This window comes from Nostoc sp. MS1 (assembly GCF_019976755.1).
GTDB lineage: Bacteria > Cyanobacteriota > Cyanobacteriia > Cyanobacteriales > Nostocaceae > Trichormus.
Genome location: NZ_AP023441.1, coordinates 1,423,989 through 1,450,669, shown reverse-complemented (window position 1 = coordinate 1,450,669; position 26,681 = coordinate 1,423,989). Strand labels below are relative to the sequence as shown.

At 40.1% G+C, this 26,681-nt stretch carries 17 protein-coding genes; 11 read left to right on the top strand and 6 right to left on the bottom strand.

The window, feature by feature from the left end:
• Positions 1-82: 82 nt before the first annotated feature.
• A complete protein-coding gene (locus NSMS1_RS06330; protein ID WP_224091963.1) occupies positions 83-343 on the bottom strand; it encodes a hypothetical protein in 261 nt (86 codons plus the stop codon).
• A 2,660-nt stretch (positions 344-3,003) separates the two neighbouring features.
• On the opposite strand from NSMS1_RS06330, the gene hetF reads away from it, so the two are divergent.
• Positions 3,004-5,502 (top strand): cell division protein HetF, encoded by a 2,499-nt coding sequence (gene hetF / locus NSMS1_RS06325; protein WP_224095139.1) that lies wholly within the window; start codon positions 3,004-3,006, stop codon positions 5,500-5,502.
• Between the two features lie 25 nt (positions 5,503-5,527).
• On the opposite strand, the gene NSMS1_RS06320 is transcribed toward hetF, so the two are convergent.
• Positions 5,528-6,085: a CAP domain-containing protein gene (locus NSMS1_RS06320; RefSeq protein ID WP_224091962.1), complete on the bottom strand. Its 558-nt coding sequence runs from the start codon at positions 6,083-6,085 to the stop codon at positions 5,528-5,530.
• A 450-nt stretch (positions 6,086-6,535) separates the two neighbouring features.
• On the opposite strand from NSMS1_RS06320, the gene NSMS1_RS06315 reads away from it, so the two are divergent.
• Entirely contained in the window at positions 6,536-7,333 is a 798-nt protein-coding gene (locus tag NSMS1_RS06315) for an ester cyclase (RefSeq protein ID WP_224091961.1), read from the top strand.
• A 70-nt stretch (positions 7,334-7,403) separates the two neighbouring features.
• Here NSMS1_RS06315 and NSMS1_RS06310 read toward each other — a convergent pair whose 3' ends face one another.
• Positions 7,404-8,495 carry a glycosyltransferase family 4 protein gene (locus tag NSMS1_RS06310; protein ID WP_224091960.1) on the bottom strand — a complete coding sequence of 364 codons (1,092 nt, stop codon included), beginning with the start codon at positions 8,493-8,495 and terminating at the stop codon, positions 7,404-7,406.
• 463 nt (positions 8,496-8,958) lie between these two features.
• On the opposite strand from NSMS1_RS06310, the gene NSMS1_RS06305 reads away from it, so the two are divergent.
• From NSMS1_RS06305 to NSMS1_RS06290, 4 genes are all read left to right on the top strand, one after another.
• A complete protein-coding gene (locus NSMS1_RS06305; protein ID WP_224091959.1) occupies positions 8,959-9,861 on the top strand; it encodes an LD-carboxypeptidase in 903 nt (300 codons plus the stop codon).
• Between the two features lie 513 nt (positions 9,862-10,374).
• The gene (locus NSMS1_RS06300) at positions 10,375-11,346 is read left to right on the top strand and encodes a glycosyltransferase (protein ID WP_224091958.1); all 972 of its coding nucleotides are present in this window, start codon (positions 10,375-10,377) and stop codon (positions 11,344-11,346) included.
• Positions 11,347-11,383: 37 nt separating this feature from the next.
• A complete protein-coding gene (locus NSMS1_RS06295) occupies positions 11,384-12,832 on the top strand; it encodes a class I SAM-dependent methyltransferase (protein ID WP_224091957.1) in 1,449 nt (482 codons plus the stop codon).
• Between the two features lie 165 nt (positions 12,833-12,997).
• The gene (locus tag NSMS1_RS06290; RefSeq protein ID WP_224091956.1) at positions 12,998-14,314 is read left to right on the top strand and encodes an ABC transporter substrate-binding protein; all 1,317 of its coding nucleotides are present in this window, start codon (positions 12,998-13,000) and stop codon (positions 14,312-14,314) included.
• A gap of 72 nt (positions 14,315-14,386) precedes the next feature.
• Here NSMS1_RS06290 and NSMS1_RS06285 read toward each other — a convergent pair whose 3' ends face one another.
• Positions 14,387-14,944, bottom strand: a complete 558-nt coding sequence (locus NSMS1_RS06285; protein ID WP_224091954.1) for a 1,2-dihydroxy-3-keto-5-methylthiopentene dioxygenase — start codon at positions 14,942-14,944, stop codon at positions 14,387-14,389.
• A gap of 248 nt (positions 14,945-15,192) precedes the next feature.
• On the opposite strand from NSMS1_RS06285, the gene NSMS1_RS06280 reads away from it, so the two are divergent.
• Positions 15,193-16,632 carry a deoxyribodipyrimidine photo-lyase, 8-HDF type gene (locus NSMS1_RS06280; protein WP_224091953.1) on the top strand — a complete coding sequence of 480 codons (1,440 nt, stop codon included), beginning with the start codon at positions 15,193-15,195 and terminating at the stop codon, positions 16,630-16,632.
• Between the two features lie 727 nt (positions 16,633-17,359).
• Positions 17,360-17,824 carry a response regulator gene (locus NSMS1_RS06275; RefSeq protein ID WP_224091952.1) on the top strand — a complete coding sequence of 155 codons (465 nt, stop codon included), beginning with the start codon at positions 17,360-17,362 and terminating at the stop codon, positions 17,822-17,824.
• A 43-nt stretch (positions 17,825-17,867) separates the two neighbouring features.
• Here the strand turns inward: NSMS1_RS06275 and tgt are convergent, their stop codons facing one another.
• Positions 17,868-19,010: a tRNA guanosine(34) transglycosylase Tgt gene (gene tgt / locus NSMS1_RS06270; protein ID WP_224091951.1), complete on the bottom strand. Its 1,143-nt coding sequence runs from the start codon at positions 19,008-19,010 to the stop codon at positions 17,868-17,870.
• 549 nt (positions 19,011-19,559) lie between these two features.
• Here tgt and NSMS1_RS06265 point away from each other — a divergent pair.
• On the top strand, positions 19,560-19,982 hold the full coding sequence (locus tag NSMS1_RS06265) for a DUF1036 domain-containing protein (RefSeq protein WP_224091950.1): 423 nt from the start codon (positions 19,560-19,562) through the stop codon (positions 19,980-19,982).
• A 189-nt stretch (positions 19,983-20,171) separates the two neighbouring features.
• On the opposite strand, the gene NSMS1_RS06260 is transcribed toward NSMS1_RS06265, so the two are convergent.
• Positions 20,172-20,624 carry a hypothetical protein gene (locus tag NSMS1_RS06260; RefSeq protein ID WP_224091949.1) on the bottom strand — a complete coding sequence of 151 codons (453 nt, stop codon included), beginning with the start codon at positions 20,622-20,624 and terminating at the stop codon, positions 20,172-20,174.
• A 651-nt stretch (positions 20,625-21,275) separates the two neighbouring features.
• Here NSMS1_RS06260 and NSMS1_RS06255 point away from each other — a divergent pair.
• The gene (locus NSMS1_RS06255) at positions 21,276-23,690 is read left to right on the top strand and encodes a sucrose synthase (protein WP_224091948.1); all 2,415 of its coding nucleotides are present in this window, start codon (positions 21,276-21,278) and stop codon (positions 23,688-23,690) included.
• A 27-nt stretch (positions 23,691-23,717) separates the two neighbouring features.
• Positions 23,718-26,660 carry a beta-phosphoglucomutase gene (gene pgmB / locus NSMS1_RS06250; protein ID WP_224091947.1) on the top strand — a complete coding sequence of 981 codons (2,943 nt, stop codon included), beginning with the start codon at positions 23,718-23,720 and terminating at the stop codon, positions 26,658-26,660.
• Positions 26,661-26,681 lie beyond the last annotated feature (21 nt).

Genomic DNA, 26,681 nt, shown 5'->3' with positions numbered 1-26,681 from the left:
ACTATTAAGTTTGTGGCTCTGGCTCTATACGCCCCATGAACTGATTTTTGACACTTCCCCGACTGTTTAAATTTCGCTTGTCTTACGACACGCTACGCGAACGCTCATTTAAACAAAAAGTCGGGGGATTCTTAAGAGTCCACAGATGAACTCGTAATGGCGTAGTCAATGCGCCTCTACTGACTCCATTGAGGTTAATCCCCAATGTTGCCGCTACTTTGGAAAGTATATTTGCTGCACCATTGGCATCAGCATTTATATACCAATTGTTTGCAGTACGAAATAATCCGCGTTTTAAGTAAGTCGGTGGGAAAAACAAAGCTAAGTTAAGAAAGGTAAACAAGGCTATAATCCTCTTCCCTTCTCCGCAGTTGCTCCACTTGGGCAAAGCCCAAGACCGCACTGCTCTCTGCCTTCTGCCTCCTGCCTTGCCATAGCGATAATTTTTAACACTGAGCTACTTACATTGAAGTCCTACCTCATATTCCATACGGCGACTGGGTTTCAGTTTTGAATAGACTAGTTCATTTGTTCGCTTTGAAAGGGCTGGCATTGCCCACCCTACTAACCACAACTACCTCCTATATTAAAGTTTGCAAATAATTGAGGCATGAGCGTCTAGATATGCTCTCTCTGCACAAAAATTATAACTACTGCTGAACTAACATATAGAAATCAACAGGATTGATGGTAAGGAATACCGACGCATCATTCAAAGAGGGTATTTTCTACCAAATTCTGAAGCAATGCCAGTACAAAATAAGTCATCTGAAGGGTAAGATTTTTCAGATTGCTGAATTAATTGGAAAATGGCAGAAGTTAAGTTATAATTCCTAGAACTCAAGAAGTTTTAGTCAGAAGATGGTGACATTCCTAGCAATAGTTCATCATCCGCGCTAGAATAAAACTCCAATCTTGAGCTAGAATGTAGCCCTAAGCAACTACCAATCTTACAGGGCAGGTTGTGATCAAAGGTTTCTAGCGAAAAGCCCCTGGCTTCTACCAAATTCAACAGGGGAGTTAGTTATCCTGGTGCATCTACCAATCATCGGTTAGTATTAACCAAACTAGGGAGTTAGTTATCCTGGTGCATCTACCAATTAATTGTTCTATTTTTAGTTACAGTCTTCCGGATAAATTCATTGAAAGGTCGTCTGTGCTTCAATTCTAATAGAAAACCCCTAGTGGTGGCAGCCAGCTAGGGGAGTTAGTTATCAGGGTGCATCTACCAATTAACTGTTCTACAATTCAACAGGATATTCCGGATGAAAATGTCACAAATGAAGTTGCTTTTTCCACAAAAAAAGCTCTTAAAGTGGCAGCCACTAGGGAGAGTTATTTATTAGGGTAAGTTCATTAAAGTAATTAGTGTATTCATAGGCAATCAGTATATTTCCTGCAATCTGAGGATTAATGGATTTACTGATTGCTAAACAAAAAAAGCCCCTAGTCAGTGTAAGCCAACCAGGGGAGTTAGTTATCAGGGTGCATCTACCAATTAATTGTTCTACCTATTCCCTACCTGTCCCGGATAAATTTCTAAAATTAGGCAAAAAAAGCCCCCAGTTAGTGTAAGCCAACAAGGGGAGTTAGTTATCAGGGTGCATCTACCAATTAATTGTTCTATCTATTCCCTACCTGTTCAGGATGAATTTCTCAATTAGGCAAAAAAAAGCCCCCAGTTAGTGTAAGCCAACAAGGGGAGTTAGTTATCAGGGTGCATCTACCAATTAATTGTTCTATCTATTCCCTACCTGTTCAGGATGAATTTCTAAAAATTAGGCAAAAAAAAGCCCCTAGTCAGTGTAAGCCAACAAGGGGAGTTAGTTATCAGGGTGCATCTACCAATTAATTGTTCTATCTATTCCCTACCTGTTCAGGATGAATTTCTCAATTAGGCAAAAAAAAGCCCCTAGTCAGTGTAAGCCAACAAGGGGAGTTAGTTATCAGGGTGCATCTACCAATTAATTGTTCTATCTATTCCCTACCTGTTCAGGATGAATTTCTCAATTAGGCAAAAAAAAGCCCCTAGTCAGTGTAAGCCAACAAGGGGAGTTAGTTATCAGGGTGCATCTACCAATTAATTGTTCTATCTATTCCCTACCTGTTCAGGATGAATTTCTCAATTAGGCAAAAAAAAGCCCCTAGTCAGTGTAAGCCAACAAGGGGAGTTAGTTATCAGGGTGCATCTACCAATTAATTGTTCTATCTATTCCCTACCTGTTCAGGATGAATTTCTCAATTAGGCAAAAAAAAGCCCCTAGTCAGTGTAAGCCAACAAGGGGAGTTAGTTATCAGGGTGCATCTACCAATTAATTGTTCTATCTATTCCCTACCTGTTCAGGATGAATTTCTAAAAATTAGGCAAAAAAAAGCCCCTAGTCAGTGTAAGCCAACAAGGGGAGTTAGTTATCAGGGTGCATCTACCAATTAATTGTTCTATCTATTCCCTACCTGTTCAGGATGAATTTCTCAATTAGGCAAAAAAAGCCCCTAGTGGTGGCAGCCAGCTAGGGGAGTTAGTTATCAGGGTGCATCTACCAATTAATTGTTCTACCTATTTCCTACCCGTCCCGGATAATTTTGTCTAAATTATGATGGTATTTGCTGGATTAGAGTTTACGCTTTAAGTTTGTATAAGGATATAAAACTAAGATGTAGAGTCTATATTCTTCCCTCACACCCCTACACCCCTAAAGGTCAGCCATAAGGAATTGATGAACTTTCCCTACCCAAGACAGTACAATAATCTCAGTATGTGTTAGTTATAGAAAAAACCCCTAGTCGGTACTATCCAACTAGAGGAGTTGAAGATCAAGGTGCATCTACCATCAAAATGTTCTGGGCGGATGCCAGCTAATCCGGATAAAGTTGTAAATGTACCAGCAAAACCGAGTAATGTAACATTCTTGGTTTGTTGGATCTCAACTAACAGAGGGAGTGGCAAATCGAATTGAAACTTTGGCGTTTCAAGATAGATTGAGGAGGCAAGCAGGAGAAGTTGTGTCCCAGGAATTTCACATTTCTGTAACCCCAGTAGGAAAAGATGATTATTTGGTGCGGACTGAGAAAGTCGCGCCTGGGGTTCCTTTGGCGGAAGAACTGGTGACTTGGCCTGTGGCTGACTGGTTGGCGGCGGCTGGGCATTTAATGAATGACCCATTAAAGTCTGTATTACAGGGAGATATGTTTCTCTCTAATGGGCGGGAAAGTGCGATCGCTAGAAATTCGGTTAACTTAGTAGCACTGGGTCAACAACTATATAATGCACTGTTTCAAGGCACTCTCAGAGATAGCTGGATTACTGCCCAAGGAATTGCCCAAAATCATCAACAAGTATTGCGTTTACGACTAGGGCTGAAGGATATTAGGTTAGCACGTTTGCCTTGGGAAGTTATGCACGCAGGCGATCGCCCTTTGGCAACTGGCCCCTACATTGCTTTCTCTCGTTATCAAAGTGGCATTTCTCCTGGTTCCCGTTTACCTTCAACAAATAGACTCAAGCTTTCAGATGATGGTGTTGTCAGAGTTTTAATGGTACTCTCATCACCTGCCGATAAGACGAGTTTGGATTTACTCAAACAAGAATCTATTAGGCTACAAGCCGAACTCCATCGTCAACTACCCAGAACCATCGAAGGCGGTAATTATCTGCCAGAAATTGATCTGACTTTACTTAACCAACCAGGTAGAGAAGAATTAACCCAAGCCCTAGAACAAGGCAGATACCATGTTTTACACTACTCCGGTCACAGCAACTTAGGGCCGAATGGTGGGGAAATTTATTTAGTAAGTAGTCGCACTGGCTTAACAGAAACCCTCACTGGTGATGATTTAGCGGGTTTGTTGGTGAATAATAATATTCAGATGGCAGTGTTTAACTCCTGTTGGGGTGCATACACAGCTACCTTAGATAACAACGACTCAGGTGAACGCAACCTTACAGATAGTTTAGTCAAGCGTGGTATTCAAAGTGTGTTGGCGATGTCAGAACGCATTCCTGATGAGGTGGCGCTGACTTTAACACAATTGTTTTACCGTAACTTGAGTCAAGGATACCCGGTGGATTTATGTGTGAGTCGGGTACGTCAAGGATTAATTTCTGCTTACGGTTCCCATCAGCTATATTGGGCGTTACCAATCTTATATTTCCAGCCGGGGTTTGATGGCTTCCTGAGTGCCAAAATTGCCACTGCTACTAATGTAGATTCATTAAACGAATATAGTTCACCTCTGCCAGCTAATACCACAGCCGCTTACTCTGGTGTACTAGACGATGCGGATATGGGTTTGCCTATAGAAGAGATGATTTCCTCTGGGTTGGCGCGTGACTCTGGGTTGGACTGGTTGGGTGAAGAAACTTGGGGCGATCTCGTCGATGAAATTGAGTACGATGATCCCACTTATGCAGAGGATTCGGCTTTTGTTTCGGATATATTTCGTCAACTAGATCAGCAAGGTATCAGGGATGAAGAACCTGATTTACCTCCAGAAATGGGGCAACCTTTAGTAGATAGTCATTTAGAACGGCAGATTTCTCCTGCACCAAGGGAAGATTACGCAAGTATCGTCCCACCAGCAAATCATCAAACTGCCCAAAACCTGAGTCAAGAGTTAGAAAAATTCCGTCTGTTGGCAGCCAGAGATCGTGTCCGGCGCAAGCGTTGGCAATTTGCTGGGATAATTGGCGCAGGTGCGATCGCCGCTATACTGATTTTTACTTGGTGGTGGCAAACTCGCCGCATATCATTAGTCCGTGATTTACCCCCAATTCCCGCACCATCCGTAGTGGAAACTCCTCCCCAACCAATGGATTTAAGGCAAATGCCTACAGGAATGGTAACAGCTACAGCTACTACAAAATTCAATCAAGGCGATTTAAAAGGGGGGTTAGCAGCTGTAGAAGAATTACTTAATCGCAACGCTTTAAAACCTGCCCAAGCTGCATTGAGTTTAGTACCATCAGACCAAAATAAGCAAGCTGCTGTCAACTTCCTCAAAGGACGATTAGCTTGGCAGGCTATCCAAACAGGAGATAAACAATACAGTATTGATGATGCCCGTCGATATTGGGAAACTGCGGTGAAAGCTAACCCAAATTCATTCAAATATACCAATGCTTTAGGATTTGCTTATTACGCTGAAGGTAATATTAACCGAGCAAATGACACTTGGTTCCAAGCATTAAATTTAGCACTTAAACAAGGAAGTACAACTTTATCCGCAGAAATACCCCCCAGATCAGATGTGCCACTTGAAGCATTACCAGCCTATGCTGGGTTGGCTTTGGGGATGTATAAATCTGCTCGTGATTTACCCCCAGATAAACAAGCACAATATATGAATGAAGTTATCAAATTACGCCAAGCTGTTCTAGAAAAAGACCCGGTAAATTATCAGCTAGACGAATTAAGCAAAAATTGGCTCTGGACAGAACCAATTTTAAAAGACTGGCGATCGCTCCTACAATATAATCCCAAAAAGAGTAGACCGTCCCAATGAAACTTTGCCAATTCTCCATCTAAGGTCAGCCAAGAGGCGATCGCCGTAGGAACAACTGAGTAATATAGTAGGTGTTGCCTACTCGCCACACGCCTACACCTGTCTCTGCATATACGGAACGGAGAATATTTTCTCGGTGTCCTGGGCTGTTCATCCACCCTTCAATAGCTGATGGTACAGGATAAGGAATATTTGTACTGGTATAGAGATTTTCACCCACTACCCAATAATAAATGCCACCAGCCCTAACTCTATCTACTAGGGTGCTACCATCTGCGCCAGTATGACTAAAAAATTTCTTTTCCGCCATTTGTCGGCTGTAATTCCGGGCTACTTGCGCTAACTGGACGTTATTTTTGAGGGGTTGCAGCCCGTTTTTTTGCCTAACTTGGTTGATACCTTGACGCACGGCTGCTTCAATTTGGGCAGTTGTGGCAGATTCGGCAGGAATTTGTGGTCTTGGTGGCTGATTTGATTGTAATCCGACTACTGGCAGAGGTGGTAAAGATTCGATGATTTGTTCGCAGCCAGTGGATAATAGAGCGATAGCTCCCCACATTATCCATATCTTTTTTCGTAACATATTTTGAGAGTTGTAACGTAGATTCACTTTGATGTTCTTATTTATTTATCAGTTAAGTAGGTGGACACAATTATTTAGAAGACGCATTTCGACACTTCTCTGCGAGACGCTCCGCGAACGACAAGCTCAGTGACCACTACGCTCAATGCTCGTTAACCTTATTAGAAGAGGGTTGAGCGCAGTCGAAACCCGGCGCTATCAAGTTAAGTTGAATTTAGTCCTTCTACTTATCAACTAATTTGGTAATTTTTAACAGACTAAAGCAGCTAATAGCTTCTAAATTAACAACCTTAATTTAGCTAACTGGCATAATAATGAAAGCAGTAAATACAGACGGTTGAAATAAAGTAAACGTTAGATAATCTGTATATTTAACTGCAAAAAATGAGGGGAGTTAACTGCGGAATTGTCGTAATTGTTGTTTTTTACCTTAATTTCGCAGAGGGGTTTATGAGCCAAATCGACATCGGCAAACTTCATCTTTGGGTACAAGACAGAGATACTGTGTTAAAATACAGCACTCATGTAGAGTGGCGTTATGGTGAAAAACCAGACTATACCCATTCTAATGAAAAATTTGCTCAAGAAAGTACCCGTAATCACCCAGCCAATTCATTAGAAACACTGGTACAAAACCTAGTCCGCACCTTTGATATTGAAGCCAACTTCAAGACAAATCCTAATCAGTGGCTATCTGTTGTTCCCGATCAATTCCGCATGAGTACTAACGGTGGTTCTCGTTATACCATCACTGACTTGATTAACTCAGGTACTTATAAATTAATGATTGGGAATACCAAAAATTACAAAGCCAGTGAGGAAAATTTTGTCACTTCAACTAATCTATTTTATACAGCCTTTCCCGATGGTTTCTTGTGGGAAGTGCTAGAAGTTTATTCTGGGCCACCAAATATTGTTTTTAAATGGCGACACTGGGGACAATTTACAGGCCCATACAAAGACTACGCACCTACAGGCGAGACTATAGAAGTCATTGGTACTAGCTTTGTTCGTGTCACCGATGATTTAAAAATCCTTTCTTTGGAACACTATTACGACAACACCAACTTCCTAGCAAAGCTGACATCTGGTGGTAAATTAGCCAAAACACCGGAAAACCAACAAAAAAAATCCACTTCTATTTGGCGCAAGTTATGGAATTTCATTAGCAAACTTTGGCGACGCGAAGAAAAACCTACTAGTGCAAATATACAAGCTAGTCGTTGTCCTTTTGCTGTGGTGAAGTGAGGGACTGTTGTCATCAGTCCATAGTCCATAGTCCATAGTCAACAGTCAACAGTTTTTCTCCTCTGCTTCCTCATCTCCCCTTCTTTCTCAATATATCCCTCAACCACTGCTCTACGCGATCGCCCATTGCTTGTTGAGAATATTCTGTTTGGGCTTGTTGGCGACAAGCATAGCGATCAATTTCGTCTAAGCGTTTAATCGCATTAACTAACCCATCCACACTATCTGGTTCTACTAAAAAGCCTGTTTCACCATCTTTGACAATTTCCGTTAACCCACCACGACGATAAGCTATCACGGGTACACCGCAGGCTAAAGCTTCAATTGCCACATTCCCAAAGGCTTCTACCCAGCGTGGCGTAACTAACAACGCCCGACATTGGCCTAATTCTTGTTGTAGTTGTTCTGTTGGTAAGAAACCCCGATAGATAATGGGTGCATCAGGGTATTTTTGCAAAATGTCTTGCCAATATTGTTCATTTTGCTTAAAACCGAAAATTTTTAAATGAATACCTGTAATTTTCGCGGCTGCAACTGCATCCTCTAAAGCTTTTTCTGGAGCTATTCTCCCCACCCAAGCTAAAAAATCACTTGGTTGGGCGCAAAATTGATATATGGATAAGTCCATACCGTTAGCCAGACAACGACATTTATCTGCAAAGGTAAATGTCTGTGCTTGAGAGAGGGTATGTACACCAATAGTTTGAGGAAAATTAGTAGCAACTTGCTCAATTATCGAGTCCATTGCATCAGTCAACGAACCCATGCTGATTAAATGCGCGATCGCAGTGCTAAAAAATGGCGTTAAATATAGAGGCAGCCAATCATAGGCATAGTTGACAATTACATCATAATCGGACTGCACTTGCCGAGCATAATCCCACATATTGGCTAACACAGAGTTTTTCGGCAAAACAATCGGTTCATTACGGGTTTGAGTTTGAGCTGGTGTTTGCACTTCACCAGCAATTTCTACAACGGGTATACCTTTGACTATCGACCCTTGAGGAGCAACAATTGTCACATGATGCCCACGCCGCACCATTTCCTGAGCAATATTGTTAAGAGTAAGTTCAACCCCTCCCCCAACACCCGAACCAATTGCACCCACAGGCGTAGATAACATCAGCAACTTAAGCAAGTTGCTTTGGTCTGTAATCATTTTGCTATGCTCCCCATTCAAAATTCCAAATTATAGCAGAGGAGCAGAGAATAATTTTTGACTATGGACTAATGACTAATGACTATATTCAAACCCATTTCCGATAACAACGAGCTGTAATGAAGTAGGGGTGAAAAACTTCTAAAAGCTGCATCTAGAAATGAAATCCTTGTAGATGTTGTTTTAAATTAAATGAATCATCCAAATAAGGTTTAAGGAAAGATGGGGCTGATATTGTACTCATAAAAGTTCGTTTATTCTCTACTCTGCTATAGCTTTTCGTATGCTGTAGGCGATCGCTCGTATAAGCTCGGTAAAAAGCTCCTCGCAGTATATCCTATAACAGTTGTCAGTTGTTTTTTCTCCTCTGCTCCCTCATCTCCCCAACCTTATTCCCATCAAAAGCTGGTATAAACCTTATCTATGGGCTATCCTAAATTTTGACTTTTGCAACAACATATTGATGAAATCGGCAATCTTACCTGAACCGCTCAAAAGAGGAGATTTACTGCGAGTTATTGCGCCTAGCGGTGCTTTACGAGAATTTGCAGCTTTGCAGCAGAGTGTAGAAATTTGGCGATCGCGCGATTATCGTGTAGAAATTAGTCCTGATATTGATCAGCGTTGGGGATACTTAGCTAACAAAGATGAAATTCGCCGCCATCAGTTAGCCTCGGCTTGGCAAGACCCTGAGTGTCGCGGTATTCTTTGCGTTAGAGGTGGTTTTGGTAGCACCCGCATCTTAGAAAATTGGCATTGGTCAAATAATACGCCAAAATGGTTGATTGGCTTTTCTGATATTACAGCTTTGTTGTGGAGTCTTTATAACGCAGGTATATCTGGCGTTCACGGCCCTGTGTTGACTACCTTGGCTGACGAGCCAGAATGGTCAATAGCGCGTCTGTTCGATTTGGTGGAAGGAAGACAGCTTGCACCCCTCAAAGGTTGTGGTTGGGGTGGTGGTGTAGCTAGTGGTATTTTACTTGCAGGTAATTTGACGGTGGCTACTCATCTTTTAAGTACGCCAATTTTACCTAACTTGGATGGCGTAATTTTAGCTCTAGAAGATGTAACAGAAGCTCCATACCGCATCGACAGAATGCTGACACAATGGCGGTTGAGCGGTTTACTCACAAAAGTTAAAGGTATTGCTTTGGGTGGCTTTACCAAATGCGAAGCACCAGCCAATATCCCTAGTTTTACTGTAGAAGAAGTTTTGCGCGATCGCCTGAGTGATTTAGGGATTCCCATTGTTTCCAATTTACCCTTTGGTCATGATAATCCTAATGCAGCCTTACCTGTTGGTGTAGTCGTTACTTTAGATGCAGACCAGGGTACATTAACAACATTTACGCAAACATCATAATTTTTTCTAGGCTGTTAATAATTCCTGACATAAGTTGTAATACCGCTTGATGTTATAAAATTGCTTATTCAGAGATAAAAATATATTACACGTTCAGAGAATCTCCTTAAGAATAGGTTAATGCAATATAACCAGCTTTTTACGGTATACTCTGAAGTGTTCCTAAAAAACTCTTTTATTTGTTATCTAATAACTTACACCTCTCAATAAAAAGGTAGTAGACATTGCTCATTTTACAAAATCATCAAATTTCCAAATAATGATTTTCATTAATAAAAGATTGGTACTATATGTAATTCATTCATTCTAGTAGAAAAAGAGCAAATTACATTTAATTTTTCTAGAAATCATGGTTCATTATAGTTGCTGATTTTCTAATACTTTTTACTGCAAACATTTCTAATAATTTCTGCTGCTATATTGGCACTTAATTAATACTAATCGTAGAAAAATTGCCATACAAATAAATTAGTGTTATTGTGGGCGAAAATTTTTCAATTCAGAATTACTACTATGAAAATTGCGATTGTTGCTTGGGGATATACACCTAAACCACCCCTATCGAATTCTATCTATACTTTAATATATGATTACCAACTTTGTTTAAACAAGCTTGGTTATGAAGTAGATGTTTTAAATGAAAAAGATGTTGATAAAAGTATAGATTATATAAACAACAGTAATTATGACTTTGTGCATCTACACGCATATCACTTTGTTGAAGAATTTAATAAAAAACTCAAACAGAAATATTGTTTTACCAGCCATCATGGTTATTTATTAAAAGAAAACAAATGGGAACCAGATTTTAAAGAAGCATTTAAATCTTATATAGATGCACCCGGTATAATTGCAATTTCTCATCCTACAAAAGATTTTTTTATCAAAAAAGGATACTCTGGATTTCTTCGGGTTCAACCTAACGGCGTGAATACTAATAAAATTCGTGTTCAAGCAACAGGAAATAATAAAGCCATTTGTTTAGGTTGGATTCAGCCAAGAAAACAGCAACGATTATTAGCAGAAAGTATAGATGGAAAAGTACCTCTAGATTTTGTAGGCCCCTTAGATGATCCTGACTTCCATGAAGGTACTACCACAAAATATCTAGGCATCTGGAGCTTACAAGAGGTTTATGCCAACCTGACAGAGTATAATTGTTTAGTTTTAATTAGTGATGGTGAAGTCGCACCTCTAGTAGTCCTTGAAGCCTTAGCCGCAGGTTTATGTGTTGTGATTTCTGAATCAGCTAGTGCCAACTTACATACCAAAGAATTTATCAAAGTTCTGCCAGATAACATTTTAAGTAATAGCACTCCAGAGAATCAACAAATTATTAGTGAAACAATTTTACAGATGATTGAAAAAAATCAATACTATCGTCAAGAAATTGTAGAATACACTAAGACTAACTTTGATTATGGTTGTTTGCTTAAGAACTATATTCAAGTTATTGACGAATTTACTAGTTTTTATTATTCCTAGTTAGTTATCAAATTTAAACTTTCTCAGGGCATCAACCATGAATAAAGAAACGGTAGAATTTATTAATAGGGAACTATTACCCAATAAAGATTATGTCTCCCCTGGATTAGAGATAATTAAGCCTGACAAATGCTTCCCTTACATGATTATAGAGGATACCAGCGTTTCCGATTGGCCTTATCTCAGGCGGGAAATACCCCATAACTGGTATGTAGACAAAAGACAAACTTATGTAGGGTTTCTCAGCCGAGATGAAGCAAATATTCTCTATAATACTGCTTTAAAGTTTAGAGGGAAAAAAGCACTAGAGATTGGTTGCTGGTATGGTTGGTCTGCTTGCCATATAGCCTTGGCAGGTGTAGATTTAGATGTGATTGATCCTTTGTTGGCGCAAGAAGATATATATGCAAGCGTCACTAATTCTTTGCAAAATGCGGGGGTTTTGGAAACAGTTAATTTAGTTAGTGGTTATAGCCCGCAAAAAGTGGAAGAATTAGCAGAAGAATTACAACGTAAATGGGCATTATTCTTCATTGATGGTTCTCATGATGCTCCCTGCCCATTAAACGATGCTAAAATATGCGAAAAATTTGCTGAGAAAGATGCTTTAATTTTATTCCATGATTTAAACTCCCCTGATGTTACCCAAGGTTTAGATTATTTAAAACAGCAGGGTTGGAATACAATGATTTATCAAACAATGCAGATTATGGGAGTTGCTTGGCGAGGAAATATTGAACCAGTACAACATCAGCCAGACCCTAAAATTGATTGGCATTTACCAGAACATTTACAAAACTATACCATAAGTGAATTATCAACTGATGTCTTCAATGAATTTCAAGAACTAGTTAGTATTATCAGACCTTATACTTTGTTAGGTGAAGCACGTTTGTTTTCACTCTACAATTTAGCAAAGAAAGTTTGTTTAGAAGATATTCCTGGTAACTTTGTTGAATGTGGAAGTTGTAAAGGAGGATCAGCCGCACTATTAGGTGCAGTAGTTAAACGATACAGCCGCCGCCCTCGCCTAGTTTATGCCTTTGATACTTTTGAAGGAATGCCAGAACCAACAGAAGTAGACATACATGATGGCACACCAGCAAATGATACAGGGTTTGGAGTTGGTACTTTAAAAGCTCCAATCACAGAAAATATTCAATTGATTTCTCAAATATTAAATGTCACAGATATTGTTAAACCTATTAAGGGTTTATTTGCTGAGACATTGCCGAAATATCAAGCAGAAATAGGTAATATTGCCTTTCTCCATGCTGATGGAGATTGGTACAAATCAACAATGGATATCTTCAATAACCTCTATGATAATATTGTTCCTAATGCTAGGGTTCAAGTTGATGACTATGGTTATTGGGATGGTTGTAGAAAAGCCTTACATGATTTTGAAAGTTTGAGAGGAGAGCAATTTATCTTAAATCAAATTGATTACACTGCGGTGTGGTTTAAAAAGGGTAGCCTTAGATAACTATTACTTAACTTCAGTTGCAAATTATTTCACTATAGCCTTTGGGATTGGTAAGGAGTAATGGGTAATAGATGAAAACTTATTACTCATTACCAGTTATTAATTGAATAACTGGTAACTTACATTAATTCGATTTAAGTTGATGCAGTTGGTTAATTACTACTCATGAGTTTTACCTTTTTACAATCTCACATTCATAATTATTACAACTTAAGAAAATCTGCATGGCAGATTTCACTTTTACTAATTTTACTGAGTATATGTTTAATATTTTTATCTGGTTGTCAGGAAGAAGTCACTAGAAATAACAAAATAATTCATCTAAACTTATGGCAATCAATTAATCCTCCTGTCAACCGAGACGTATTTAATAAATTAGTCAATAAATTTAACCAAACGCATTCTGATATTCAGGTGGAATCTATCTTTATAGGTCAACCACAATTACCAAAAATTCTGACAGCAGTTGTCGGAAATGTACCGCCAGATATTTTGGCTTACGATGCACAAAATACAGGTCAGTTTGCAGAGTTAGGCGCGATTCAACCGTTAGATGATTGGCTAGAAAAATTACCTTTGAAGTCTGAAGTACTTCCTAATTTATTTGAGGAGTTACGTTTAAATAATCATATCTGGTCAATACCGCTATACACTGCTAATTTGGGTATTTTTTACCGGCCAAAACTTTTTCAAGCTGCGGGAATTACACAAACACCTAAAACCTGGGACGAATTAAGGGAAGTAGCTAAAAAGTTAACTATTGACCGCAATGGTGATAAAAGACCTGAACAGTATGGAATGTTACTACCTTTAGGCAAGCAAGAATGGACTGTCTTTAGTTGGTTCCCTTTTCTACTAAGTAATGGAGGCGATATTGTAAAAGATAATCGACCAAACTTAATGGATCAAGCGGCAATTGATGCTTTACAGTTCTGGAAAAACTTGATGAAAGATGGTTCAGCCACTCTTTCTGCACCAGAAAGGGGTTACGAAGAAGATGCTTTTGTCTCAGGTCGAGTGGCGATGCAAATCACAGGGCCTTGGACTTATATTATGAAGTCTAATGTTGACTATGATGTATTTCCCATGCCCGCTAAGGTTAAGCAGGCTTCAGTCTCAGCTACGGGAGTTATGTATTTGATGAAAACCACACCTGTTAGAGAAAAAGCTGCACGTAAATTTCTAGAGTATGTTTTGAGTGAACAATTCCAAACAGAATGGAGTATCGGAACAGGTTTTTTACCAGTTAATAGAAAATCTCTTGAGAGTGAAGCTTATCAGCAATTTATGAGCAAGCAACCAGTATTAAAAGTGTTCATGGAACAAATGCCTAGTGCTGGTTATCGACCAATTATTGCTGGATATACTCGCCTATCTGATAGCCTTGGTCGAGCAATTGAAGCGACATTGTTAGGTGAGTCACCCGAAAAAGCTCTCAAAGCAGCGCAGGAGCGTCTAGAACTAATTTGGGATGGTAATTAGTCATTAGTCCATAGTCCATAGTCCATAGTCCATAGTTATCCTCCCTCATCTCCCCCTACTCCCCCATCTTCTTCATCGCTCCAGTTCCCGGTTACTATCATTCAACTGAGTACCTGTATAGTTGGGAACCCAGCCATCTGCTGCGGTGAAATAGCGTACTGCTTTGAATGTTAAAGATGCAGTGAGGCTACACCAATGTTCTACTCCGGCTGGAATGTGAAGATAATCTTGGGACTGGACTAAAAGTTGTACTTGGCTACCATCAGGTTTGACAAAGCCAAAAATCATCTCACCTGCCAATAAGTACAATGGTTCAGGTGCAGTGTGAGTATGATACTGGCTGTAGGTAGCCATTAAAGTTTGGATATTAGGCGAACCTGGATGCACATTCAGCAAATCACACCAAAGATAGCCGTTTTCCTGCTGGATAAATTCAAAGACACTATTGTGCAAATCTACGATGTGGCGCTTCTCGCTGTCTGTTAAGACATCTTGTGTTAACAGATGAGGGAATAATAGCGCTGTACCTGGATCATAGTGCTTTAAGTGAATACCAAGCGGGGCAAGTTCACGGACTATCTCATCTAAATTGCTTTCGATTGTGCCGTCTTCCAGTAACAAGGTCGCCATGACAAATAACTAAATAACTGTTAAGAAGAGTATACTTAACTTTAACCCATCTTAAATCAAAAATCCACTTTTTCCGATAGACATACTGTGGTTATTGGAAAATTGACAGTTGACAGTTGACGATTGAGAATTTTTTTCTTCTACTCAGCACTCTCTACTCTCCACTTCTAAAAAATTTGCCAGCAGAATGATGTTCAATGCTACTACTAGAGTTTAAGCTAGTACAAGCGAACTATAAAAAATTACCAATGTCTGACTTAGTTTTATTTTGGCATCGCCGCGATTTACGTATTGCTGATAATATCGGACTGGCTGCGGCTAGAGGGCAAAGCTCTAAGGTAGTGGGTGTATTTTGTTTAGACCCGAATATTTTAGAAAGAGATAATGTTGCTCCGGCTAGAGTGACTTATATGATTGGAAGTTTGCAGGCATTGCAAGAGCGATATCGAGAAGCGGGGAGCCAATTATTAATACTACACGATGACCCAGTGCAAGCTATCCCTAATTTAGCCCAGGCACTAAATGCTAAAGCTGTTTTTTGGAATTGGGATGTAGAACCATATTCGCAGATACGCGATCGCACTATTATTGATAGTCTCAAAACTAAAGGCATCCAATTCTTAACCCATAACTGGGATCAAATACTCCACTCGCCAGACGAAATTCGTTCAGGTAGCAACACCCCCTACACTGTCTATAGCCCCTTTTGGAAAAATTGGAGTAGCAAACCCAAAGCTAAACCATTAGAAACCCTACAAAACGTTGAGGGACTGACAGATACAGAACAAGAAATTGCCCAAAAAGCTGGAGTTAAACCCTTACCTAGCGCCAAAGATTTAGGACTTTTTTGGGATGCAGACTTAGTAATTGCCCCAGGAGAAGCAGCCGCCCAAGCCAAGTTAGCAGAATTTACCGCCAAAGCCATCACCGAATATCAAGAACAGCGTAATTTCCCGGCTGTTGACGGTACATCACAACTGAGTGCAGCATTAAAATTTGGTGTAATTGGCATTCGCACAGTTTGGCAAGCCACATTAGAAGCGTTAGAAAATAGCCGCAGCGAAGAAACTAGCGCTAATATTCGCACATGGCAACAAGAAATAGCATGGCGGGAATTTTATCAACACGCAATGTATAACTTTCCTGAATTAGCTGATGGGGCTTACCGTGAAGCTTTTAAAAGTTTCCCTTGGGAAACTAATGAAGAACATTTTCAGGCTTGGTGTGAGGGCAAAACAGGTTATCCCATAGTTGATGCAGCCATGCGCCAAATGAATGAAAGCGGTTGGATGCACAACCGTTGTCGAATGATTGTTGCCAGTTTCTTAACTAAAGACTTATTAATTAATCCCCAACTGGGCGAAAAATATTTTATGCAAAAGCTGATTGATGGTGATTTATCTGCCAACAATGGCGGTTGGCAATGGAGTGCTTCTAGCGGTATGGACCCTAAACCTGTGCGGATTTTTAACCCTGCCAGCCAATCTCAAAAATTTGATCCTGATGCCGAGTATATCCGGCGCTGGCTACCTGAATTAAGGTCAATAGATACGGAATATTTAGTAACTGGAAAAATTACACCTTTAGAGCGTCGTGCTGTTAATTATCCTGACCCAATTGTTGATCATAAAAAACAGCAACAGCAATTTAAACAACTTTATCAACAGCAAAAAGTTCCTAGTATTTAGTTTTTTGCTATTTAAAAAATAGGGGTTGTATCAATTCGTAATAGCCTACAACTTCTCTATGAGATGCTAGTGCTAAAGCGTAGCTTCTCGTAGGTAAGGGCTTTAAAAAGGAAAAATCTATATTCCATCTAAATATTACCCTTCTCCCTCTCGCTTACCCTTCTGCTTGCTAATTTAACTAGTACTAGGGTATTTATGACTTTTGATAGATAAAGTTATATATAAAAAGGCAGAAAGGAAGTTCTATTCATACAGGTTATATTACACCCAGCATCAAAATTTTGTTAACTGAGCGGTTAAAAGAGGTTCATATCATATTTATTTATATACTCCGGTTATAAATCCGGTCTTTTTACTTAAAGTATTTTTATCTATACAGAATTTAAAGAAGTTTGTTAATAGCTTACTATCTAATTTGGTTGGTAATAGATAATCATATTTTACTATTATAGCAACGGAGATATTGGTTAGGACATCATATTTTGCTCTCAAGGGAATAGGGAACGGGGAACAGGGAACAGAGAAATGTCCTAACAATTGCGGCTACTGCTATACAACCTACCAATTATCTATAGTTGCAAGATTATAAGTGTTGAAACAGACATGATATAAGCTTCAAGTTGTGATAGTTTAATTTACAGATGTTTACTAAACAGCTAGCGGCCACTAACTGTTTAGTATGACTTCCTCCGTAATTGATTTGGGCAACTAAGGAGACCACTATAGCGTGTCAAATAACTCGGAACAACTGCATCCACAAAACGCTACATATTCATATAATTCTTTAGAAGGGTTACATATATTAGTAGTAGATGATAATGCCGATAGTCTATTTTTAACTACTTGCGTTTTAGAAAGTTATGGTATTCAAGTAACCACAGCAACATCAGCATCCGAAGCACTGGAGATAGTCAAGGCATTGAAGTTTGATATATTAATTTTTGACATTGCTATGCCGGATATGGATGGATTTACATTAGTAAATCAGATTAGAAATAATATAGTTACAGAAAATCAGCATATTCCGGCGATCGCTCTCACTGCACTAGGCTCAGAAGAAGATTACAACATGGCTTTAAAATCCGGTTTTCAAGGTTACGTTAATAAACCATTAGACCCCAATCTCCTTACTGAAGAAATCCTCAAACTTATAGAAAGTCCTGTAGTAGAAAATGGGGTTAATAGTCATTAGTCAGTTGACATTCGAGCCTGTGTTTCACTTTGTGAGTCTCTCTCTACTCCCCACTGCTTACTCCCAACTCCCCATGTTCTGGTGAATTTAACCAGTGACCAAATTCTTCTAGAAAGCGATCGCTTAATATTGCTTCACGAATTTTCTGGGTAAAACGGATGAGTTCAGTAATATTATGAATGCTCAATAATGTGTAGGCTAGAATTTCTTGCGATCGCACTAAATGAGATATGTAAGCACGAGTGAAATTTTGGCAAGCATAACAAGGACAAGTTTCATCCATTGGCGTAAAATCTTCACGGAACTTAGCATTTTTTAAGTTCCAACGTTCACCCTTGACCATTGCTGTGCCGTGTCTAGCCCAACGGGTGGGAATGACGCAATCAAATAAGTCTATACCAGAGGCGATCGCAATTACCATCTCTCGGTAAGTTCCCACACCCATCAAGTAACGGGGTTTGTGTGGGGGTAATAATGGGGCGGTGGCTTGGACAATTTGCGCCATCAGTTGCGGTGGTTCTCCCACACTCACGCCACCAATAGCATAACCAGGTAAATCAAACTCCTTTAAGGTATTGGCAGCTTTCGCCCGTAAATCTAGATATACCCCCCCTTGGACAATGCCAAACAAAGCCTGATCCTGGCGTTGATGGGCGGTAATACAGCGTTCTAACCAACGGTAAGTTCTATCTGTCGCCGCTTCCACTTCTTGGCGGGTAGCTGGATAAGGGGGACACTCATCAAACGCCATAATGACATCAGCCCCTAAAGTATTTTGAATCTCTATTGAGCGTTCTGGCGTTAACTTAATAATTTGTCCATCATGCGGGGAACGGAAAGTGACACCTTCCTCGCTAATTTTACGCATCTCGCTCAAGCTGAAAACCTGAAACCCACCTGAGTCAGTAAGTATCGGCCCATTCCAGCCCATAAATTTATGCAGTCCACCACCACCAGCCACAATGGCTTCCCCTGGTTGCAGGTGAAGGTGATATGTATTAGATAAAATCATCTGCGCCCCAGTTTCCTTAAGCTGGGCTGGGGTAACAGTTTTCACATTCGCCAGCGTCCCCACCGGCATAAAGCGGGGAGTTTCTACAATTCCGTGGGGGGTAGTAAATACGCCGACTCTAGCTTTTGTTTGACTACAACGAGCTAGAGATTGAAAAGAAAATATAGAACTCAAGGTAAAAGTAATAGGTGATAAAGCAAGATTAATTATATAGGCGGTAGGGAACCGGGAATAAGAAAGGAAGGATAATACCTATTTGAAAAAGGATGTTAGAGGTATTTGGGTATGGGCGTACACATGTATGTCTATACAGATAATGAATGTGTTGTAAAGATGTTTGAAATCGGTATAAAATATCTACTGAATTGTTTTATACGAGTGCAAGCTATGGCTGAAGGTAAGTTAGCGCCTGCTGTGATCAAAATTAAATAGGTTTCCGTAATCGATAAATACTACTGTGAATCTAATTATGAGTTAAGTAAACAAATAACAATTAATTAACTATCAATGTCAGCTTTCAATTGTCATCAAAAGACAATAAATAACTGCTGATTACAGATGTTGCCTGCAACCTCTGTTTTGATAAAATTTACATTCCTCTTGTGGACGTTAGTGTAGCATCCCTTGGGTATGATTTTTGCTGCTTAATATTTATCTAAAACTTTGTGTAATTAATTGCTCTTGTTTGCTTATAAAAACCCGAAAAGTATTTCAACAGAAACAATGAAAGTATTCAATTCCCTGTTAATTTCTGGATTACTATCTTTGCCAATGGTTGTGAGCGTAGCACCACAAGCTAAAGCCGATTTAATTGTTTGTAGCCGTTCAACTGATAAAGCTTATGTTGCTAAAGCTTGGTATTCTGGAGGTAATTGGGTAGCAAGCGGTTGGACTCACGTTAATCCAGGTGAGTGTGAAAAAATTCTTGAAGGTGATATGAGAAATGTTTCCGCTTACGTCTATGCTTCTGACGATGAATGGCGGCCTTGGCAATTAGAAGGGAGGAAAACAGCTACATTCTGCCTTAAGCAAGCACCTTTCCGAATCGAGAATGCTGATGGAACATGTTCTACAGAAATGATTCCCAAAACATTTTACCAAATTTTATCCCCAAATAGCTACGATTACACACTCAGACTAAGATAGTGTAAAGCTTCTAAATCATGAAGATGGATTGATAAAACCTAACATCTCAAAGGCAATTCAATCCGTCTAGAAACTTTTGCTCTCTGCGAGACGCTGCGCGAACAAGTCGGCATTAGACCTTAGCTTTGCCGGAGGCTAACCGCCCACGCAACTTTCCGCAAAATTTAAAATGCTATGGGTGGCTCGTTATTAGAACGCATCGCCACAGTCATCATCAATTTCTGCGTCCCATCTGGCTGCAAGCACTTCCTCCATCATAGCCTCGATCGCGCTTACATTCCAAGTTCGCTCTCGACGTTCTTGAATGGGTGTAGATAAAGGCATCAACCGTAAACAAGTACCTTCTTGAATTAAATCAAAGAAGGTTTCTTTTTGGGGTGACTGTTTCAATTCCAGATAGTCAAAGCTGGCAACATTGAGGTAAAGCGAACTGTTGGCTACTAAGGTAGACCTTTTTGGGTTAGCAAATACTTCTATTACATCTCCTTCACCCTCGCTCTGTAACTTGCCTTCGTGGGTGTAGATATAGCGAACTCGACCCAAGTCAGCCAGTAAACGCTTCATGTCGAGTTTGTTCACAATGATGCCCGCGTTAATAATACACGGAGCGGGGATTTTGATGTCAGGTAGATGATGACTCATAAATAAACATTGGAATTAAGCGAAATTGTAATCCAACATAGCCAAACAATTGGTTGCACAGCTCGTTGACCCTCTACATTTAAAAAATATCAACTTTTGAGAGCGATCGCGTAATTAATCTTTGGGTAGATAACAAGACTAACTGTATCGAAATTTTAGCTTGCCAAATTAAGCAGTGTTGCGATATAATCAACACTCAAAATTTCTAAATTGTCTAGTCCAGCATAACAAAAACTGCTGGATTATGCCTTAATTGAGACTAATGTTATCTAAATATTTAAAATACGTGAGGACAGTTAATAGTCAATAGTCAACAGTCAATAGTCAATAGTCAACAGTCAATAGTCAACAGTCAATAGTCAATAGTCAACAGTCAATAGTCAACAGTCAATAGTCAGCAGTCAATAGTCAGCAGTCAATAGTCAGCAGTCAATAGTCAGCAGTCAACATCACCTGATAATCGATAAGTGTCAACTGTCAACTGTCAACTGACTCTCATCCTGTAGCTAGAAGGCAGAAGCATTAACAGATATCTAGTATACAAATGTGAACACGGGTAATGTACCTCTACATTGATGATTGAGATTGAGAATCACAGTTGTTGAGGAGAGTAAATGAGGTCATGACCCAGCTAGAGTTAGGGAAGTGGTCATGCACGAACTATTTCACCCTATTTTGGCTAACAGTGAAGAAAAAGCGGCTTTACAACAGTTAATATTTGCATTGAATAGTTCAGGTAAGCGTTACTTCCTGAGAAATGAAATTCTGCAAACTTTTTCTCAATACTGTCACCAAGCCCAAAAGCCTACATATTTTTATTATTCTTCCTCTGTTGGCAAACTGATTCAATATACCCACGAAATGATTTTGGCAGAGGATAGCACATGGTTTGTGGTGCGTCCGAAAATTGCCCACCAAGAAGTTTGGCGACTAACAGCAGACTTTGCCCAGTTTGATTTTATGTCACCAGAGGCTTTTCTAGATGAGAGCGATCGCCTAATCGATGCCTACGAACCTAATATTTTAGAAATTGACCTCAGTTCATTTTACGAAGCTTCCCCTAGTATCAGCGACTCTAGAAACGTTGGTCAGGGTTTAGCTTTTCTCAACCGTTATTTATGTAACCAGATGCAGGCTAACCCCCAGTATTGGGTCGATATGCTGTATTTAGCATTACACGGGTTACAGTATGATGGCATTAACTTGATGATTGGGAATGTTATTCTTTCAGGTATCCATTTAGCCAAACAAGTTCATCAAGCAATTAAATTCCTTTCTGGGCTACACCCTGAAGAACCTTACGATAAATTTTACATTGATTTACAAAAACTCGGCTTTGAACCAGGATGGGGTAATACAGCCGGGCGCATTCTAGAAACCCTCAATTTGTTAGATAGGCTGATAGATAGTCCCCAGCCTGCTATTTTAGAAGCTTTTGTTGCCCGTGTCCCGGCCGTCTTTCGTGTCGTTCTGGTGTCCATCCACGGTTGGGTAGCACAGGAAGATGTCATTGGCCGGGATGAAACCTTGGGTCAAGTCATCTACGTTATAGAACAAGCACGGAGTTTAGAAAATAAACTACAGCAAGAAATCAAACTTGCGGGGCTGGAAGTCTTAGGTATTCAACCCCACATTATTATTCTTACCCGTCTCATTCCTAACTGCGAAGGTACGTATTGTAACCTGCGGTTAGAAAAATTAAATGATACAGATAATGCTTGGATTTTGCGAGTTCCGTTTGGAGAGTTTAATCCAGAAATTACTGATAATTGGATATCAAAGTTTGAGATTTGGCCTTACTTAGAAACCTTTGCTTTAGATGCGGAAAAACAACTACTAGCACAGTTCCAAGGCAAACCTAATTTAATCATCGGTAACTACAGTGATGGGAATTTAGTTGCTTTTCTTCTCGCCCGTCGTCTCAAAGTTACCCACTGCAATATTGCCCATTCGTTAGAAAAACCGAAACATTTATTTAGTAATTTATATTGGGAAAAATTTGAAGACAAATATCATTTTTCTGTACAATTTACCGCCGATATAATTACGATGAATGCGGCTGATTTTATTATCACATCAACCTACCAAGAAATTTTCGGTACACCCGACAGCGTAGGACAGTATGAGTCTTATAAGTTTTTCACCATGCCCCATCTTTATCATGTAGTTGATGGGATTGACTTATTTAATCCTAAATTTAACATGGTTCCGCCAGGGGTAAATGAGCAAGTTTTCTTTCCCTATAGTCAAGCAAACAGAGACTCTAATTTAACTAACAAAGTCCAAGATTTACTATTTCACCGTCAAGACTCACAAATATTTGGTCATTTAGACCAGCCACGTAAACCGCCGATTTTTGCTGTTGCACCTATTACCTTAATTAAAAATCTCACTGGCTTGGTTGAATGCTTTGGGAAGAGTCAGGAATTACAGGAACGCTGCAATTTAATTCTTCTTACTAGTAAGTTACATTTGGATAAGACAAGTAACCCAGAAGAAGCCCAAGAAATTCAAAAGCTTTACGACATTATTAATCATTATCATCTGCATGGGCATATTCGCTGGCTAGGGTTAAGACTGCTTAACCAAGAAGTAGGCGAGGCTTATCGCTTAGTAGCTGATTATCGTGGGATTTATGTCCACTTTGCTCTTTTTGAAGCCTTTGGACGCAGTATTTTAGAAGCGATGATTTCCGGTTTACCCACCTTTGCTACTAAATTTGGTGGTGCTTTGGAAATTCTTGAGGATAGAGATAATGGATTTAAAATTAATCCTACAGACTTAGAAGGTACAGCTAAGAAAATTCTGGCATTCTTTCAAGATTGTGATACTCACCCCGAACATTGGCAAGAAGTATCTCAATGGATGAGTCAACGCATTCATCAAAAATATAATTGGCAATTACATACGAGTCAATTACTAGCACTAACCAAAATATATAGCTTCTGGAATTTTGTCTCTCCAGAAAAAACCGAAGCCAGAGTTAGGTACATGGAAAGTCTATTTCACCTAATTTATAAACCCAGAGCAGAGCAAATTTTAGCAAAGCATATGGGGAATTGGTAATTTGTCAACTGTCAACTGTCAACTATCATGAATACAAAATGTCCTTCTCGTGATTTTATTTATCAAGATTGGATATTAACTGAAAGCAAGTTTAATCTTGAGCAGTTGCACTCTAGAAGTACTGTCTTTACTATTGGTAATGGTTATTTAGGTACGAGGGGTAGCTTAGAGGAAGGTCACGCCCTTGGTTTACCAGCTACTTTTATTCATGGGGTGTATGATGATGTACCTGTAGTTTATACGGAACTGGCTAATTGTCCTGATTGGTTGCCGTTGATCATTGTGGTGAATGGCGATCGCTTCCGTATGGATCAGGGTGAAGTATTACAATACAAACGTCAGCTTGATGTTAGTCAAGGTTTGCTAAGTCGTTCCCTACGTTGGCGTAGTCCCAGTGGTAGCGTTATCGATATCTATTTTGAACGCTTCGCTAGTTTAGCAGACCCACATATTTTAGGGCAGCGTTGCCAGTTAACACCACATGATAGTGATTGCACAATCGAAATTCAAGCGAGTATTAACGGTTATGCAGAAAATCAAGGTTTTAATCATTGGGAAGGTTTAGATCAAGGTAAAACTGCTCAAGGTATTTGGTTACAAAGTCGTACCCGTGGAACCCAAATTGAAATTGGGATGGCGGCTAAGATGACCATATCTGGTGCGGAAGCAGCTTTACAAGTAAGTATCGTTCCTGGATATCCCACTATTAGCGCGGGTTTTTTAGCTAAATCGCAACAAACCATTACAGTTGAAAAGTTGGTGACGGTATATACATCACGGGAGATAAACCAACCAGTTACAGCCGCTAAGGAAAAACTCGCCCAACTAAGCGACTACACAACCTTACTCACAGCTAATAAGCAAGCTTGGGATGAGGTATGGCAAAAAAGCGACATATACATCGAAGGAGATCCTACAGCCGCTTTTGCTGTCCGCTATAACCTGTTTCAACTGCTAATTGCAGCCCCATTCCATGATGATAAAGTGAGTATTCCCGCGAAAACTCTTTCCGGGTTTGGCTATCGAGGACATATTTTTTGGGATACGGAAATTTTTATCCTCCCCTTTTTCACCTTTACCCAACCAAATATAGCCAAAAACTTACTCACCTACCGTTATCACACCATCAACGGGGCGCGACGTAAAGCCAGCCATTACGGTTTTAAGGGGGCGATGTACGCTTGGGAAAGTGCGGACACTGGGGATGAAGTGACACCGCGTTGGGCTTTGCCTGATGATTATTATGGCGAAGATGTGCGTATTTGGTGTCGCGATCGCGAAATTCATAATAGTGCAGATATTGCTTATGCTGTCTGGCAATACTGGCAAGTTACCGGGGATGATGAATGGATACGTGATTATGGGGCGGAAATTATCCTAGATTCGGCTATTTTTTGGAGTAGTCGAGTTGAGTATAACGCAGGTGGCGATCGCTATGAAATCCGTGGCGTAATTGGTGCAGATGAATACCACGAGTTTGTCCACAACAATACCTTCACCAACCGCATGGTGCAATGGCATCTGGAAAAGGCGCTGAAAGTTTATGACTGGTTGCGTCGTACTTTCCCCCAACGAGCTACAGAGTTAGAAAATCAATTGCAACTGACTTCTGATTTAGAAATACACTGGCAAGATATCATCAAAAAAGTCTGCATTTTCTACGACTCCAAAACGGGATTAATCGAACAATTTGAGGGATTTTTCCAACTCAAAGACATCAACTTACAAGACTACGAACCGCGCCAGCGTTCCATGCAAACCATCCTGGGTATCGAAGGCGCTAACCAGTACCAAGTCCTCAAGCAACCAGATGTCTTAATGCTGCTGTACCTGATGCGTCCATCGGCCGAGTTTCCCTACAACGAAAAAGTCTTAGCCACAAATTGGGACTATTACGCACCCCGCACAGATATCACCTATGGTTCCTCACTAGGCCCTGCAATTCACGCCATTTTAGCCTCAGATTTAGGCAAATCAACCACCGCCTACGAACGCTTTATGCAGGCGCTCATGGTTGATTTAGAAGATAAACGCGGTAACGCCAACGATGGTATTCACGGCGCAAGTGCTGGTGGGATTTGGCAAGCAGTAATTTTTGGCTTTGGCGGTATCCAACTCACCGAACAAGGCCCCATCGCCAACCCCCACTTACCCCCAACTTGGACACGCCTAAAGTTTCAGCTACATTGGCGCGGTGAGTGGTATCAATTTGATTTGGCTAGAGCAGACAAGGGAGACAAGGAGGACAAGGAAAAGATTCTTACTTATCATTCAGCACTCCCGGTTGGTGAGCGTAGTCGAACCAACATTCGCGGCTTTATTTTCGATCTAGATGGGGTATTAACAGATACAGCAGAATACCATTATCAAGCGTGGCAAAAATTAGCTGATGAGGAAGGTATACCTTTTAACAGAAAGGCTAACGAAGCTTTGCGAGGTGTATCTCGTCGTGCTTCTCTGATGTTGATTATTGGGGATAGGCATTATTCAGAAGCACAAATTGAAGAAATGATGGAGCGTAAAAATCGCTACTATGTGGAACTGATAGAACATATTACATCTAAGGATTTGTTACCGGGTGCGATCGCTCTTTTAGATGAACTACGGCAAGCGGGAATTAAAATCGGAATAGGTTCAGGCAGTAAAAATGCCAAAACAGTAATTGAGCGGTTGGGAATTGCTGATAAAGTAGATGCGATCGCTGATGGATATAGTGTCCAAAAACCCAAGCCAGCACCGGATTTATTTCTCTTTGCTGCTCATCAGTTAGGGCTAGAACCACAACAATGCGTAGTTGTCGAAGATGCAGCCGCAGGTATCGAAGCTGCTAAAGCAGGCGGGATGTGGGCTATAGGACTTGGCCCGGTTGAACGTGTTGGTGCAGCTGATATAGTTCTTCCCAATCTTGCAGGCGTGAGATGGGCAGATTTACGTTTTAAATTTCAAGAAGTAGCTAATACTAATTCGTAATTTGTAATTCGTAATTATGAA

What these genes read in the sequence shown, in the direction of transcription:
- NSMS1_RS06320 (WP_224091962.1), bottom strand. Translation starts at nt 6,085, where the DNA reads ATGTTACGAAAAAAGATATGGATAATGTGGGGAGCTATCGCTCTATTA.
- NSMS1_RS06315 (WP_224091961.1), top strand. Translation starts at nt 6,536, where the DNA reads ATGAGCCAAATCGACATCGGCAAACTTCATCTTTGGGTACAAGACAGA.
- NSMS1_RS06310 (WP_224091960.1), bottom strand. Translation starts at nt 8,495, where the DNA reads ATGATTACAGACCAAAGCAACTTGCTTAAGTTGCTGATGTTATCTACG.
- NSMS1_RS06305 (WP_224091959.1), top strand. Translation starts at nt 8,959, where the DNA reads ATGAAATCGGCAATCTTACCTGAACCGCTCAAAAGAGGAGATTTACTG.
- NSMS1_RS06300 (WP_224091958.1), top strand. Translation starts at nt 10,375, where the DNA reads ATGAAAATTGCGATTGTTGCTTGGGGATATACACCTAAACCACCCCTA.
- NSMS1_RS06295 (WP_224091957.1), top strand. Translation starts at nt 11,384, where the DNA reads ATGAATAAAGAAACGGTAGAATTTATTAATAGGGAACTATTACCCAAT.
- NSMS1_RS06290 (WP_224091956.1), top strand. Translation starts at nt 12,998, where the DNA reads ATGAGTTTTACCTTTTTACAATCTCACATTCATAATTATTACAACTTA.
- NSMS1_RS06285 (WP_224091954.1), bottom strand. Translation starts at nt 14,944, where the DNA reads ATGGCGACCTTGTTACTGGAAGACGGCACAATCGAAAGCAATTTAGAT.
- NSMS1_RS06280 (WP_224091953.1), top strand. Translation starts at nt 15,193, where the DNA reads ATGTCTGACTTAGTTTTATTTTGGCATCGCCGCGATTTACGTATTGCT.
- NSMS1_RS06265 (WP_224091950.1), top strand. Translation starts at nt 19,560, where the DNA reads ATGAAAGTATTCAATTCCCTGTTAATTTCTGGATTACTATCTTTGCCA.
- NSMS1_RS06260 (WP_224091949.1), bottom strand. Translation starts at nt 20,624, where the DNA reads ATGAGTCATCATCTACCTGACATCAAAATCCCCGCTCCGTGTATTATT.
- NSMS1_RS06255 (WP_224091948.1), top strand. Translation starts at nt 21,276, where the DNA reads ATGCACGAACTATTTCACCCTATTTTGGCTAACAGTGAAGAAAAAGCG.
- pgmB (WP_224091947.1), top strand. Translation starts at nt 23,718, where the DNA reads ATGAATACAAAATGTCCTTCTCGTGATTTTATTTATCAAGATTGGATA.